Source organism: Bradyrhizobium ingae (assembly GCF_055791185.1).
Genome location: NZ_JBVUBB010000006.1, coordinates 1 through 15148, shown reverse-complemented (window position 1 = coordinate 15148; position 15148 = coordinate 1). Strand labels below are relative to the sequence as shown.

8 protein-coding genes are annotated in these 15148 nt (G+C 64.4%); 6 read left to right on the top strand and 2 right to left on the bottom strand.

The window, feature by feature from the left end; translation table 11 throughout:
- Positions 1 to 109: 109 nt before the first annotated feature.
- Positions 110 to 1906, top strand: coding sequence for an adenylate/guanylate cyclase domain-containing protein (locus ACV1FX_RS11055; protein WP_473117591.1), 1797 nt, complete (start codon positions 110 to 112; stop codon positions 1904 to 1906).
- Positions 1907 to 2097: 191 nt separating this feature from the next.
- Complete coding sequence (locus ACV1FX_RS11050) at positions 2098 to 4863, top strand: di-heme-cytochrome C peroxidase (protein ID WP_473117590.1); 2766 nt, start codon at positions 2098 to 2100, stop codon at positions 4861 to 4863.
- A 51-nt stretch (positions 4864 to 4914) separates the two neighbouring features.
- Here the strand turns inward: ACV1FX_RS11050 and ACV1FX_RS11045 are convergent, their stop codons facing one another.
- Entirely contained in the window at positions 4915 to 5862 is a 948-nt protein-coding gene (locus ACV1FX_RS11045; RefSeq protein ID WP_473117589.1) for an alpha/beta hydrolase, read from the bottom strand.
- A gap of 207 nt (positions 5863 to 6069) precedes the next feature.
- Here ACV1FX_RS11045 and ACV1FX_RS11040 point away from each other — a divergent pair, with 207 nt between their 5' ends.
- Entirely contained in the window at positions 6070 to 6534 is a 465-nt protein-coding gene (locus ACV1FX_RS11040) for an Hsp20 family protein (protein ID WP_254110763.1), read from the top strand.
- Positions 6535 to 6776: 242 nt separating this feature from the next.
- Here the strand turns inward: ACV1FX_RS11040 and ACV1FX_RS11035 are convergent, their stop codons facing one another.
- A complete protein-coding gene (locus ACV1FX_RS11035; protein ID WP_473117588.1) occupies positions 6777 to 7526 on the bottom strand; it encodes a hypothetical protein in 750 nt (249 codons plus the stop codon).
- A 493-nt stretch (positions 7527 to 8019) separates the two neighbouring features.
- On the opposite strand from ACV1FX_RS11035, the gene gltB reads away from it, so the two are divergent.
- From gltB to ACV1FX_RS11020, 3 genes are all read left to right on the top strand, one after another.
- A complete protein-coding gene (gene gltB / locus ACV1FX_RS11030; protein WP_473117587.1) occupies positions 8020 to 12753 on the top strand; it encodes a glutamate synthase large subunit in 4734 nt (1577 codons plus the stop codon).
- Between the two features lie 141 nt (positions 12754 to 12894).
- Complete coding sequence (locus ACV1FX_RS11025; protein WP_473117586.1) at positions 12895 to 14346, top strand: glutamate synthase subunit beta; 1452 nt, start codon at positions 12895 to 12897, stop codon at positions 14344 to 14346.
- 180 nt (positions 14347 to 14526) lie between these two features.
- Positions 14527 to 15148: IS110 family RNA-guided transposase (locus tag ACV1FX_RS11020; protein ID WP_473117585.1), on the top strand; the 622-nt coding region annotated here is incomplete at its 3' end.

Here is a 15148-nt window from a genome sequence, read left to right as displayed (position 1 = left end):
TCCGCTTGCCTGCGCGTGGTCTATAAGGGCTAGGTTCTGGAAATGCACGGATTCGCGGAAGACCGTCACGCTGGTGGCCGGTGCCCGATCCCTTGGAGCCCGCAAGGATATGGAGAGACGCCTGGCCGCCATCGTCTGCGCCGACGTCGCCGGCTATTCGCGCATGATGGGCACTGACGAGGCGGGCACCCATGCCGCCTTCAAGGCCCATCGCAGCGCGATTCATCCCATCATTCTCAACCATGGCGGCCGCGTCATCAAGAACACCGGCGACGGCTTCCTGCTCGAATTCCCAAGCATCGTCGGCGCCACCGAAGCCGCGATCGCAATGCAGACGCTGATGGCGGAGCGCAACGAGCATTTGCCCGCCGACCGTGCGATGCAGTTCCGGCTCGGGATCCACATGGGCGACGTGATCGCCGACGAAGACGAGGTGTTCGGCGACGACGTCAACATCGCCGTCCGCCTTGAATCGGTGGCGAGTCCCGGCGGCTTTGCGATTTCCTCCAAGGCCTATGGCGAAGCCAGCCGACATCTCGACGTGCCGCTCGTCGATGCCGGCGCGCACCGCTTCAAGAACATCAAGGAGCCGGTCGGCGTCTTCACCTGGGCGCCGGACGGGACGTCTACGCAGGCGACGCAGACCAAAGAGGTCTCGGCGCTGCCGCAGCAATATCGCACCGCGATCGTGGGCGTGCTGCCCTTTGCCAATTTGAGCGACGCCGGCGACGAATATTTCTCCGACGGCCTCACCGAGGACCTGATCCACGCGCTGGCCTTGCAATCCTTCTATCGCGTGCTCAGTCGCAACTCGACCTTCGCCTTCAAGGGCAGGAATCTCTCGACCCGGCTGATCGCGCGCGAAATCGACGCGACCTACCTGATCCAGGGTTCGGTGCGGCGCGCCGGCAGCAAGATCCGCGTCACGGCCGAACTGATCGCACCGGAGACCGGCGAGCAGCTCTGGACCGGTCGCTATGATCGCGACATCGGCGACCTCTTCGCCATGCAGGACGAGATCACGACCAGCCTGTCGGCAGCGATCGCGACCGAGATCTTCCGCGCGGAAGCCTCCGCACCGGCGCGCCAGACCAACGACGTCACCGCCTGGGACCGCTTCCTGAAAGGGCTGTCACATTACTACCGGCAGACCAAGGAAGACTTCGACACCGCCATCGCGCTGTTCAAGGAGGCGATCTCGCTCGATCCCAAGCTGTCGATCGCGCATGCCTATCTCGCGACGATCCAGCTCCAGAACATCCAGTTCGGCTGGGTCAAGGGCTCGCGCGAGATGTGGATCGCGGCGATGCATCTGGCCGAGACCAGCGTCCGGCTCGACCCGCGCTCCTCCTTCGCATTCTCGATCCTGTCCTGGGTCCATGCGCAGGACGGGCACTACGAGGCCGCGATGGACGCAGCCAAACGCGCTGTCGCGCTCAACCCCTATGATATGGGCGCGCGCGGCGTGCTCGGCATCTGCCACTTCGTCATCGGCGAGCATCGCCAGGCGATCGAGCTGTTCTCGATGGCGGCGCAGCGCGGCAACAGCGATCCGCGCTACCAATGGGCGGCACTGAACGCATTCAGCCATTATATGCTGGGCCAATATGATGCGACATTGTCGTGGGCCCGGGAGCAACTCTACATCAATCCAAACCACATGCAGGCGCTCGCGATCCGCGCCGCGGCACTTGCGCAGCTCGGACGGGCCGAAGAAGCCACTGAGGCCGCCGAGGTGTTGATGAGCAACTACCCGAACCTGACAGTCGAGCGGCACCTGAGGAATTTCCACTGGAAGCAGGCTTCGGATCTCGCCCATTACCGCGAAGGGCTCCTGAAAGCTGGCGTCCCGCTCGTCAAGCTCAGCCTCGTTCAGAGCGACATCAAACGCGCCGCCGATTCCTGAAAGGCAGGACCGCGACAGGGCAGCCCAGACGTTGCGCGCGCTTCTGTTGACAGGACAGTGAATTCGGCCACACTTCGTTACACGCTGTAGTAGTATAGTCTGCCGGTCCAGCGCTTTCTCTTTCTTAGGACTTTCCGCGCTGTATCGGCGTGTCTGTTTTTCACGATTCGCTGTTTTCAGGATTTTGGGCCATGCATGATTCGGCTTCGAAGCCCCCCTTCGACCCCTCGATCCAGGTCTCGCCGAACAATCCCTGTCCGTTCCTGCGCGGCCTGGTCGGCGAAGGCTTTGTCGATGGCGGGACTGTCCCGCTCATCACCCTGTCGCAGACCATCGCGAATGCGAGCGGCGAGACTGGACTGAAGAAGACCTCGGCCCGCATCCAGGTCCGCGGCGTGGCGCTCATCGCCAACGGCTTCCGCCACATTCTGAAGAGCATGTGGTCGGGCGCGCAGCTCGATGCGCTGCGCGGCGGCCCGCTGGACAAGCTCGGGGCCGGCTCGCGCATCCTCGGCGTCGACGGCAAGGTCAACGAGGATGAGATCGCGCGGCTTGCGAGCTTCGGCCGTACCTACAGCGATCCCGACGGCGGCAACACCGAGCGAGGTCTCAACGCGTCGGAAATCAAGACCTTCATGCGCGACAACCTCAAGCGCGCCGGCAGCGCCGCGCGCTGGTACTACCCTTTGCTGATGAAGTTCGAATGGCCCATCCTCCTGAAGATCGTGGGTAAGGGCAAGGGCGAGGATCGCTATCTCAGCGTGGACGACGTGCGCACGCTGTTCAACGAGCGCAAATTCCCAGCCCGCATCAACCAGCGGATCCTGTCGCAGCCGCTGCTGTCGGCGTGCCAGCTCAGGTTTCGCTGGGCATTTGCACTTGGAGCGCTCGCCGTAGGCCTCGGTCTCGCGGCCTTGGTTGCGGTCGCCGAATTCCCCAACCAGGTCCGCGCCATGCTGCCGCAGAAGGGAATCCTGGCGCAGTTGCTGCCGCCGCCCTTGCCCACGCTGCCGGAGACGACTGCAGCCTATTGGCTCGAGCAGAACTGGTCGCTGAAGGACCGGCACTGGTTTCATCACGCCAGCCAGGGCACCGCGACCTTTCCGGTGCCTTACACGTGGTTCATGGCACTGGAGCAGCCGCGCCTCCGTCTGCTCTCGCGGCCGGGCATGATGAAGGACAGCGCCTATCTCGAGCGCTTCGGCTTCATCCCCAGCCCGCAGTCGATCGAGACCGATGCGGCGACGCTCCGCCGGTTCGGTTACGCGAATGTCTATGAGACGACGCAGGTGCTGGACTGGTCGACAAGGTGGACTCCGGCGGAGAACGTCGACGGCCTGCCCGTGGGCTTCGCACGGATGACCGGCGTCGTCGATCCGGCGACGGGCCGTCGCGAAGAGGACAAGATCGGTCTGACCTGCGCGGCCTGCCACACCGGCCAGATCCACTACAAGGGCGTGGACGTGCGTTTCGATGGCGGCCCTGCCATGACTGACCTGAAGAAGCTCGAGCTCTCCACCGCCCTGTCGATCGCCTACACCCTTTACGTCCCGTTCCGCTTCCAGCGCTTTGCCGATCGCGTACTCGGCCCGGAGGCAGGCAAGGAGGACCGCGACGCGCTCAAGCAGAAGCTGGGTGCGATCGGCAACTTCCTGATCAACTGGGCGCAAACCCAGGAAAAGACCGTTGAAGCCAAGAAGACCTGGAACGGAAGGCAGCAGAAGGACACCTATGAGGGGTTCGGTCGCCTCGACGCGCTCAACCGCATCGGCAACCAGGTGTTCTCGCAGGATCTCGCGCTGAGCGGCCTCAACGGATTCGAGAAGAACCTGCATGCGCAGGACGCGCCGGTGAGCTACCCCGCGATCTGGACCGTGCCGTGGTTCAAGTTCGCCCAGTACGACGCCTCGATCGAGCAGCCGCTGATCCGCAATGCCGGCGAAGCGCTCGGCGTGACAGCGCTGCTCAATCTGTCCGACGCCTATCCTGAGGACAGGCTTTGGCGGTCCTCGGTTCACATCGACACGCTCGGCTGGATCGAGGACCTGCTCAGAGGCCCCGATCCGTTCAAGGCGTCAGATCCCGCCGCTGAGAAGAAGTTCGGCGGCCTGCTGTCGCCGAAATGGCCGTCGCAGATCCTCGGCGATGCCTGGAGGATTGATCAGAAGAAGGCGGAGAACGGACGCAAGATCTACGAGGAGATGTGCGCCGGATGCCATTTGCCGGCCGTCAACACGCCGGCTTTCTGGTCCTCAGGACATTGGGAGACAAGCGGTGACAGCAAGGTGCTGAACGCCGTAACGATCCCCACCGACGAAATCAGGACCGATCCCGAACAATCGCGAGTGCTCACCGACAGGACGGTCGACCTGCCCGGCTTCCTGAAAGTGAACACGGCCGACCTCGAGACCTGGTGGCAATGCAACGGCTCGACCGCGAGTTCGCCGACCGAGATGGTATATGCGCTCGGCCTCATGACGGTGGTCGACCTCATCGCCCGCAAGTGGATGGATGACGACAAGACGCCGGAAGCCGAGCGGGCGAAATTGTGGAATCTCGCGCGCAAGAACTGCCTCAATCCCGCGCCCGGACCGCGCTATCGCGCGCGACCGCTCAATGGCATCTGGGCAACTGCGCCCTATCTGCATAACGGTTCGGTGCCATCGCTGTACTGGTTGCTGAAGCCACAGCACGAGCGCCCGACGAGGTTCTGCATGGGCCACCGCGACTACGACCCGAAAGACGTCGGCTTTGCCGTCATCCCGGACGAGCAGTGCAAGACGGGCGAAACCGAGTTTTCGGCGGGCTCGGAGAAGGATCCGATCCAGGGCAACAGCGTGCTCGGCCATTCCTTCGAGCGCAAGGAAAGCGAACCGAAACGCCCCGGCGTGATCGGCCGCGTGTTCAAGGACGACGCAGAGCGCTACGATTTGATCGAATATTTGAAGACGCTGTAGTTGGGTGGTGAGGATGCTTCCGCGCTTGTGGCGTGATCCGTCGTCAAACTCTCACCCGAACAGCGGCGTGCCAGGCACGAACGCGTCAAAGGCGGCCCAGAACTGGGCGCGGTAGCGGTCCTGCTCCTGGAGGATCTCGTGCTTGGCGCCGGCGATCACGAGGTGGGAGCCGGCGCGCAGGTGATAAGCGAACTCCTCGATGGCGGGGGTCGAAACGATGGTGTCGTTGGAGGCCGCCAGCATCAGGATCGGCTGGCGGATATCGGACGGATAGGACACGCCCTTGAAGGTGTGCATCGCGCCGCACGCGGTGTCGGCCCAGGCGACCGTCGGTGAGGCGAGGCCCAGCGTGGGGTCCTCCTCGAGGATGGCGGCATTGCGCGCGTAGCGCACGGGATCGCTGGTCAGGGGATTGTTGATGAAGGGATCCATGCCGGTGATGCGATCGTTGCCGCCGGGAATGTAGCTGCCGCCCTGCCCCAGCAGCCGCAAGGTCTTGAGCAGCGCCCGCGACGGAAGCGAGGTGGCGCGGCCCGGCAGATCGATCATCGGCGCCGACAGTACCATGCGGTCGAACCAGCGCTTGCCCGCATGCGCAACCCTGAGCATCACGGCGCCGCCCATGGAATGGGCGAGCGCGAAGAAGGGAGGCGGGCAATCCGGCAGCACCACCTGCTGCACGAAGGTCTCGACGTCGATCTCGAAGTCGGAGAAGGACCGCACATAACCCTTGCGCGGATCGCGCAGGCGGCGCGAGGAATGGCCCTGCCCGCGCCAGTCGATCATCGCCACCGCGAAGCCGCGATCGCGCAGATCCCGCACGGTCTCGAAATATTTTTCGATCTGTTCGCTGCGGCCGGTGAAGACGCAGACCGTGCCCTTGCGGCCTGCAGGCGGCGCCCAGCGTGCAAAGCGCAGCTCGGCGCCGTCGGGCGTCTTGATGGTGCCGCTGACGACGTTTTCGGGAACGGGATTGGCGGGAATCGAGACCAGCGTCATGGGCAGGAAATGCCAGGAATCAAGGGGCGGGAGCGCCGAAAAGGCGCCGGTGTCGCCCTCTTGAACGCTGTTTCCACCCACCCATATCATTTTCGTGCAGGCCGCTACCAGTGCTTCGGGAACCCGAGCATCAGGCTGCACACAGACTAAGGCCCGGCCCGATTGGCGGGCGGGTTACCAGATCAGTCGCTCAATGGAGGACTAACCATGCGTACCTACGACCTCACTCCCTTCTATCGTTCCACCGTCGGCTTCGACCGTCTCTTCAACCTGCTCGACCAGACGACCTCGGACGGCAGCCCCGGCTACCCCCCCTACAACATCGAGCGCACCGGTGAGAACGCCTACCGCATCACGGTTGCGGTCTCCGGCTTCTCCAAGGATGAGCTCTCCATCGTCGCGAAGGAAAACACGCTGACGATCAAGGGCGAGAAAGTCGCCAACGAGAACAGCAAGTCCGAAGTGCTCTATCGCGGCATCGCCGCGCGCGCCTTCGAACGCGCCTTTCAGCTTGCCGATTTCGTGCAAGTGAAGGACGCCTCGCTCGAGAACGGCCTGCTGCACGTCGACCTCGTGCGCGAAATCCCCGAGGCCAAGAAGCCGCGCCAGATCGCGATCAACACCAGCGCGCAAGCCACGCAGGTGATCGAGGGCGAGAAGGCCGCCGCCTAAGGCGTCCATCACATTCGACTGCCAAGTTGCGAAAACGCCCCGGTGCCCCGGGGCGTTTTTTGTTTGCGCTTACTTCCCAATGTCGTCCTGGCGAAAGCCAGGACCCATTCCGCGAGGTCTATCGATTTAAGCGGTGCCGGGCGTGCCGAACGAATGAGTCTTCGCCAAACTTCTCCCTGGGTTAATGCGTCCTGCTTTCGCCAGAACGACACCGAGGATGATGTCGGCGCCGTGCTTGTCACCTATTCCAGCCCCTGCGCCGCCGGCATGTCCTGGGTCGGCAGGATGGCCGGCGCGGGCTTGGCCTGGCCGACGGTCGGAGCGGCGGCTTGCGGCGCTGCCTCGGCGGGCTTGGGCTGCACCGCGGCTGCCTGCTGCGCGGGCTGAGCCGCCGCGGGCTGCGCCTGCGCCGCCGGCCTGGCGGCGGCCACAGGCATTTCGCCGCGGGGCGGGGCCGCCTTCGGAACCGGGACGGTACGGCTTGCGACATGCGGGATCGGAGCCGGTGGCCGTGGCACGCCGCTACGGATCACGGTCGGCGGCGGCAGCGCGCCTTGCGGCCCGTAAGGTGCTACCGCACCTTCGTCATAGGCCGGCCCCATGCCGAAGCCGGGACCGAAGGCCGGCATGAACCGCAGAATGCGCCCGTCACGCGCGTCGATCACGAGCCGGCCGTCGTCGCCGCGGCGGTCGATCACCGCGATGGTATAGACCAGCCCACGCAGGCGAGGGATTCCGAGCGGCGAAAAGCCGTTTTCGCGCAGCACGGCATAGACCTCGGTTGCCGGCAACAGCGCCGGCGCAGGCGCGCGCTCATACTCGTAGCCGTACCCATAGTTCTGGGGACGCGGGGGCGGAGCCTCCGGTGGACCATAGGGCCCGTCGAAATCCGAGACGGTGGTGGCGGGCCCGCGCAGCAGCACCTGCGCGTCGGCAGCAGATACCGCCAGCGCGCATGCGGCGGCGGCCACCCATCCTGTGAACAACTTCATGGTCGAAACGCTCCTGTCAGGCCCCCGGACGGCATGCGTTCTTTCGGCTTGTGGGCCATGACGCGCCTTTCGAAGGGCTGATCCGAAGCTTCCCCCGGGATTCCGACGGCCTCAGGGCCGGATCGCGGCGCGTTTGCCTCAAATCCGGGGCGGACCTGCCGCGGGAAAGCGCGTGATTGACACCTTGGGAATCGGGACTTTTGCGTGCTTGTGTGCTAGACAAAATTTTGGCAAGGTGATGGTTAGGACAGGAAGACTGTCTCAATTTTGCCTGCGATCCCGGCACAGGGATTGCAACGAAAAATGGCGCTCTCGAGCGCCAGGAAGCTGCAGGCCAAAGCCGTTCTCGGGGACGTGGAACGCCCAGGCCTGAATTTAAGAAAATGCGGCTCGCAACGGACGAGCGGTGGCCCAAAGAGCGGGTGCCGCGGAACGCCCAAGGTGCGCCGAAGATGGCGGTGAGGCAGCTTGCCGCATGGAGAGGACAGGAACAATGAACGGGTCGCAATTCGAGCGCGCAAACATCGTGGCAGAAGAGCTGTCGGCGACGGTCGCCTCGAAAACAACCGATCCCGCGCAGGAGCACACGTTCCGTCCGCCCGCAGAAGGTCTGTACGACCTCAGCATGGAAAAGGACTCCTGCGGTGTCGGCTTCATCGCCAACATCAAGGGCAAGAAGTCGCACGAGATCGTCTCGGACGCGCTCAACATCCTCTGCAACCTCGAACATCGCGGCGCGGTCGGCGCCGACCCGCGCGCCGGTGACGGCGCCGGCATCCTGGTGCAGATCCCGCACGCCTTCTTCGCCCGCAAGGCCAAGGAGCTCGGCTTCACGCTGCCCAAGCCCGGCGAGTACGCGATCGGCGCGCTGTTCATGCCGCGCGATACCGCCTGGCGCAACGTCATCAAGAGCATCATCGCCGATCAGATCAAGGCCGAAGGGTTGAAGCTGCTCGGCTGGCGCGACGTGCCGACCGACAACTCCTCGCTCGGCGTCACCGTCAAGCCGACCGAGCCCGCCTGCATGCAGGTGTTCATCGGCCGCAACGGCTCCGCCAAGACCGAGGACGAATTCGAGCGCAAGCTCTATATCCTGCGCAAGTCGATCTCGCAGGCGATCTATCAGCGCCGCGAGCGCGGGCTCGCCGGCTATTACCCCTGCTCGATGTCCTGCCGCACCGTGATCTACAAGGGCATGTTCCTCGCCGACCAGGTCGGCAAGTACTATCCCGATCTTCAGGAGCCGGACTTCGAGAGCGCGCTGGCGCTCGTGCATCAGCGCTTCTCGACCAACACCTTCCCGACCTGGTCGCTGGCGCATCCCTACCGGATGATCGCGCACAACGGCGAGATCAACACGCTGCGCGGCAACGTCAACTGGATGGCGGCGCGTCAGGCCTCCGTCAGCTCCGAGCTCTATGGCAAGGACATCAGCCGGCTCTGGCCGATCTCCTATGAAGGGCAGAGCGACACCGCCTGCTTCGACAACGCGCTCGAATTCCTGGTGCAGGGCGGCTACTCGCTGCCGCACGCCGTCATGATGATGATTCCGGAGGCGTGGGCCGGCAATCCGCTGATGGATGAGAAGCGCCGCGCCTTCTACGAATATCACGCCGCGCTGATGGAGCCGTGGGACGGCCCCGCCGCGATCGCCTTCACCGACGGCCGCCAGATCGGCGCCACGCTCGACCGCAACGGCCTGCGACCCGCGCGCTATCTCGTCACCAAGGACGACCGCATCGTGATGGCGTCCGAAATGGGCGTGCTCAAGATTCCGGAGGACCAGATCGTCACCAAGTGGCGACTCCAGCCCGGCAAGATGCTGCTGGTCGACCTCGAGCAGGGCCGCCTGATCCCCGACGACGAGATCAAGGCCGATCTCGCCAAGAGCCATCCCTACAAGGAGTGGCTCGACCGCACCCAGATCGTGCTGGAGGATCTGCCGAAGGTGGCGACCAGCGGCGTGCGCTCGAACCTGTCGCTGCTCGATCGGCAGCAGGCGTTCGGCTACAGCCAGGAAGACATCACCATCCTGATGACGCCGATGGCCTCCACCGGCGAGGAGGCGACGGGCTCCATGGGCAACGACACGCCGGTCTCGGCGCTGTCGGCCAAGCCCAAGCCGCTGTTCACCTACTTCAAGCAGAATTTTGCGCAGGTCACCAACCCGCCGATCGACCCGATCCGCGAGGAGCTGGTGATGAGCCTCGTCTCCATCATCGGACCGCGGCCGAACCTGTTCGACTTGCAAGGCCTCGCCACCACCAAGCGCCTCGAAGTGCGCCAGCCGATCCTGACCGATGCGGATCTGGAAAAGATCCGCTCGATCGCCGATCTCGGCGACTCCCACTTCAGGTCACGCACACTCGATACCACCTTCCACGCCGGCCTCGGCGCGGCGGGCATGGACCAGGTGCTCGACGAGCTTTGCGCACGCGCGGAAGCCGCCGTGCGTGAGGGCGTCAACATCATCATCCTCTCCGACCGCATGGTCGGCACCGACCGCGTGCCGATCCCCTCGCTGCTCGCCTGCGCCGCCGTGCATCATCATCTGATCCGCACCGGTCTGCGCACGTCGGTCGGCCTGGTCGTCGAGTCGGGCGAGCCGCGCGAAGTGCATCACTTCGCCTGCCTTGCCGGCTACGGCGCGGAAGCGATCAACCCCTACCTCGCGTTCGAGACCATCATCGCGATGAAGGACCGCCTGCCCGGCTCGCTCGACGACTACGAGATCGTCAAGCGCTACATCAAGTCGATCGGCAAGGGGCTTCTCAAGGTGATGTCCAAGATGGGCATCTCGACCTACCAGTCCTATTGCGGCGCGCAGATCTTCGATGCGATCGGCCTCAAGGCTGATTTCGTCGCCAAATTCTTCGCCGGCACGCACACCCGCATCGAGGGCGTGGGTCTCTCCGAGATCGCGGAAGAGGCGGTGCGCCGCCATGCTGACGCGTTCGGTGAAGCTCAGGTCTACAAGACCGCACTCGACGTCGGCGGCGAGTATGCCTACCGCACCCGCGGCGAGGACCATGCCTGGACCGCCGAGTCGGTGTCGCTGCTCCAGCACGCCGCCCGCGGCAATTCGCAGGAGCGCTACCGCGCCTTCGCGAAGATCCTCAACGAGCAGTCCGAACGCCTGTTGACGCTGCGCGGCCTGTTCCGGATCAAGAGTGCCGAGGAAGAGAAGCGCAAGCCCGTGCCGCTCGATCAGGTCGAGCCGGCCAAGGACATCGTCAAGCGCTTCGCCACCGGTGCGATGAGCTTCGGCTCGATCTCGCGCGAGGCGCACACGACGCTTGCGATCGCCATGAACCGGATCGGCGGCAAGTCGAATACCGGCGAAGGCGGCGAGGAAGCTGACCGCTTCAAGCCGCTGCCGAACGGCGATTCCATGCGCTCGGCGATCAAGCAGGTCGCCTCTGGCCGTTTCGGCGTGACGACGGAATATCTCGTCAATTCCGACATGATGCAGATCAAGATGGCGCAGGGTGCCAAGCCCGGCGAAGGCGGCCAGTTGCCCGGCCACAAGGTCGACGCGACGATCGCCAAGGTCCGGCATTCGACGCCGGGCGTCGGCCTGATCTCGCCGCCGCCGCACCATGACATCTACTCGATCGAGGATCTGGCGCAGCTCATCTACGACCTCAAGAACGTCAACCCGACGGGCGACGTCTCGGTCAAGCTCGTCTCCGAGATCGGCGTCGGCACGGTCGCGGCCGGTGTCGCCAAGGCGCGCGCCGACCATGTCACCATCGCGGGCTTCGAGGGCGGCACGGGTGCTTCGCCCCTGACCTCGATCAAGCATGCAGGCTCGCCCTGGGAGATCGGTCTCGCCGAAACACATCAGACGCTGGTGCGCGAGCGGCTGCGCAGCCGCATCGCGGTCCAGGTCGATGGCGGCTTCCGCACCGGGCGTGACGTCGTGATCGGCGCACTGCTCGGCGCCGACGAGTTCGGTTTTGCGACCGCGCCGCTGATCGCGGCCGGCTGCATCATGATGCGCAAGTGCCATCTCAACACCTGCCCGGTCGGCGTCGCGACCCAGGATCCCGTCCTGCGCAAGCGCTTCACTGGCCAGCCCGAGCATGTGATCAACTACTTCTTCTTCGTCGCCGAAGAGGTTCGCGAGATCATGGCGAGCCTCGGCTTCCGCAGCTTCAACGAGATGGTCGGCCAGAGCCAGATGCTCGACCAGACCAAGCTGGTTGCACATTGGAAGGCCAAGGGCCTCGATTTCTCGAAGCTGTTCGTCAAGCAGAAGGAAGAGAAGGGCCAGAAGATCTATCACTCGGAGCGCCAGAACCATCATCTGGAGGCCGTGCTCGATCGCAAGCTGATCGAGAAGGCGACGCCCGCGCTCGACCGCGGCGCACCGGTGAAGATCGAGGCCGAGATCAACAACACCGATCGTTCCGCCGGCGCGATGCTGTCCGGCACGGTGGCCAAGATCTACGGCAATGCGGGGCTGCCGCATGACACGATCCATGTCAGCCTCAAGGGCACCGCCGGCCAGGCCTTTGGCGCGTGGCTTGCCCACGGCGTCACCTTCGAGCTCGAGGGTGAAGGCAACGACTACGTCGGCAAGGGCCTCTCGGGCGGCAAGATCATTGTCAAGCCGCCGAAGAATGGCGGCATCGTGCCGGAAGAAAGCATCATCGTCGGCAACACCGTGATGTACGGCGCGACCGAGGGCGAGTGCTATTTCCGCGGCATCGCCGGCGAACGTTTTGCCGTGCGCAACTCGGGCGCGGTCGCGGTCGTCGAGGGCGCCGGCGATCATTGCTGCGAATACATGACCGGCGGCATCGTGGTCGTGCTCGGCAAGACCGGGCGCAACTTCGCGGCCGGCATGTCCGGCGGCATCGCCTATGTGCTCGACGAGGCCGGCGATTTCGACAAGCTGTGCAACCTCAGCATGGTCGAACTCGAGCCGGTGCTGTCGGAAGAACTGATCAACGCCGGCACCTACAATCACTCCGGTGATCTCGAGGCGCATGGCCGGGTCGACGTGTTCAAGAACCTGCTCGATTCCGACGTCGAGCGCCTGCACGTCCTGATCTCGCGCCATGAAAAGGCGACCGGCTCCAGGCGCGCGATCGAGATCCTCGCGAACTGGAAAGAGTGGCTGCCCAAATTCCGCAAGGTGATGCCGGTCGAGTACCGGCGTGCACTGCGCGAAATGCAGGCAAACGCCGACGCCGAACCGAAAATCGCGATCGGAGCGTAAGTCTCATCAGGCGTCATTCCGGGGCGCGCGGAGCGCGAACCCGGAATCTCGCAAACCAACCTCGGGGTTCCAGGTCTGCGCGCGGCGCGCGCATCCCGGAACGACGGAAACGAAAACTAAGCGGCAGGGACTTCGGGTTTAATGGGCAAGATCACGGGCTTTCTCGAAATCGAACGGTATGACCGCAAGTACACCCCGGTCGCCGAGCGCTTGAAGCATTTCAAGGAATTCGTCGTTCCACTCTCGGAGAAGGAAACGCGCGACCAGGCTGCGCGCTGCATGAATTGCGGCATCCCCTACTGCCACGGCACCGGCTCGGTCGCGCCGGGCACCGCGGGCTGTCCGGTGAACAACCAGATCCCCGACTTCAACGACCTCGTCTATCAGGGCAATTGGGAAGAGGCTTCGCGCAACCTGCACTCGACCAACAATTTCCCGGAGTTCACCGGACGCATCTGCCCGGCGCCGTGCGAAGCCTCCTGCACGCTCAACATCGACGACAACCCGGTCACCATCAAGACAATCGAATGCGCGATCGTCGACCGCGCCTGGGAGAACGGCTGGCTGAAGCCGGAGGTCAACACCGAGAAGACCGGCAAGAAGGTCGCGGTGATCGGCTCGGGCCCGGCCGGCATGGCCTGCGCGCAGCAACTCGCGCGCGCTGGACATGACGTGCATCTCTACGAGAAGTACGCCAAGGCCGGCGGCCTGCTCCGCTATGGCATTCCCGACTTCAAGATGGAGAAGGGCATCATCGACCGCCGCGTCGCGCAGATGCAGGCGGAGGGTGTCACCTTCCACTACAACAGCCATGTCGGCGCAACCGGCAACGTCGATCCGCGCGAGATGCTCAACGAGTACGACGCCATCGCGCTGACGGGCGGTGCGGAAGCGCCGCGAGACCTGCCGATCCCCGGCCGCGACCTCGACGGCATCCATTACGCGATGGATTTCCTGCCGCAGCAGAACCGCCGCAACTCCGAGGAGCCCTTGAACGGTGTCACCGAGATCCTCGCCGGCGGCAAGCATGTCGTCGTGATCGGCGGCGGCGACACCGGCAGCGACTGCATCGGGACCTCGCTGCGCCAGGGCGCCAAGACCGTGACCCAGCTCGAGATCATGCCGGCGCCCCCCGAGCGCGAGAACAAGGGCCTGACCTGGCCGAACTGGCCGCTCAAGATGCGCACGTCCTCCAGCCAGGCCGAAGGCGCGATCCGCGAATACGCCGTGCTGACGCAGAAGTTCACCGGTGAGAACGGCAAGGTCAAGAAGCTGCACTGCGTGCGCGTCGACGACAAGTTCAAGCCGATGGCCGGCACCGAGTTCGAGCTCGACGCCGAGCTCGTGCTGCTCGCGATGGGCTTCGTGCACCCCGTGCATGAGGGCCTCTTGAAGCTGCTCTCGGTCGACCTCGACCCGCGCGGCAACGTCAAGGCCAACACGCTCGACTACCAGACCTCGCGCCCGAACGTGTTCTCCGCAGGCGACATGCGCCGCGGCCAGTCGCTGGTGGTGTGGGCGATCCGCGAGGGGCGGCTGTGCGCGCGGTCGATCGACACGTTCCTGATGGGGAAGACGGACTTGCCGCGGTAATCCGCTGTCGTCCTGGCGAAAGCCAGGACCCATACCGCGGAATCTATCGATGGCAGGTGGTCCCAGTACCGAACTTCTAGTCTTTGCCAAATTGCTCCCTGGGGTGATGGTGTGGACGGCCCCCTACGGCATCAGTGTGCCAGAATGAGGTTGTCAGAAACTCATTCACAGGAGCCGTCCGTGAGCCAGATTATCCGTATTGGGATGGATACGTCGAAGTATATTTTTCAACTCCATGGCGTTGATGCGTCGGAGCAGGTGGTGCTGCGCAAGCGGCTGAGCCGCAAGGCGATGCTGGAGTTTTTTGCCAAGCTACCGCCGACGGTGGTGGTGATCGAGGCCTGTGGGGCCGCACACTACCTGGCGCGGGAGCTTGGCAAGCTGGGGCACACGGCAAAACTGATCGCGCCGCAATTGGTGAAGCCCTATGTGTCGCGCAACAAGAACGACGGGCGCGACGCGGAGGGGCTGTGCGAGGCGGCAAGCCGGCCGCGGATGCGGTATGTGCCGGTGAAGACGGTTGAGCAGCAGGCGGCGCTGATACTGCTGGGCGTGCGCGACCAGTTGGTCATGCGCCGCACGCAACTGAGCAACACGATCCGCGGTTATGCAGCGGAGCTCGGCCTGACCGAGGCCAAGGGGCTGGACAAGCTTGCCGCGTTCCTGGCCGCGCTTCAGCGAGACGAACGCGTGCCGGCCTTGGCCCGCGAACTGTTTGCGATGCTTGCTCGCCAATATGATCAGGTGCAGGTCGAACTGAAGGCGATCGAGGCCAAGCTTGTGGCCTGGCACCGCGCCAATG

Coding starts and splice junctions, on each gene's coding strand:
- ACV1FX_RS11050 (WP_473117590.1), top strand. CDS start 2,098: ATGCATGATTCGGCTTCGAAGCCCCCCTTCGACCCCTCGATCCAGGTC.
- ACV1FX_RS11035 (WP_473117588.1), bottom strand. CDS start 7,526: ATGAAGTTGTTCACAGGATGGGTGGCCGCCGCCGCATGCGCGCTGGCG.
- gltB (WP_473117587.1), top strand. CDS start 8,020: ATGAACGGGTCGCAATTCGAGCGCGCAAACATCGTGGCAGAAGAGCTG.
- ACV1FX_RS11025 (WP_473117586.1), top strand. CDS start 12,895: ATGGGCAAGATCACGGGCTTTCTCGAAATCGAACGGTATGACCGCAAG.
- ACV1FX_RS11045 (WP_473117589.1), bottom strand. CDS start 5,862: ATGACGCTGGTCTCGATTCCCGCCAATCCCGTTCCCGAAAACGTCGTC.
- ACV1FX_RS11040 (WP_254110763.1), top strand. CDS start 6,070: ATGCGTACCTACGACCTCACTCCCTTCTATCGTTCCACCGTCGGCTTC.
- ACV1FX_RS11055 (WP_473117591.1), top strand. CDS start 110: ATGGAGAGACGCCTGGCCGCCATCGTCTGCGCCGACGTCGCCGGCTAT.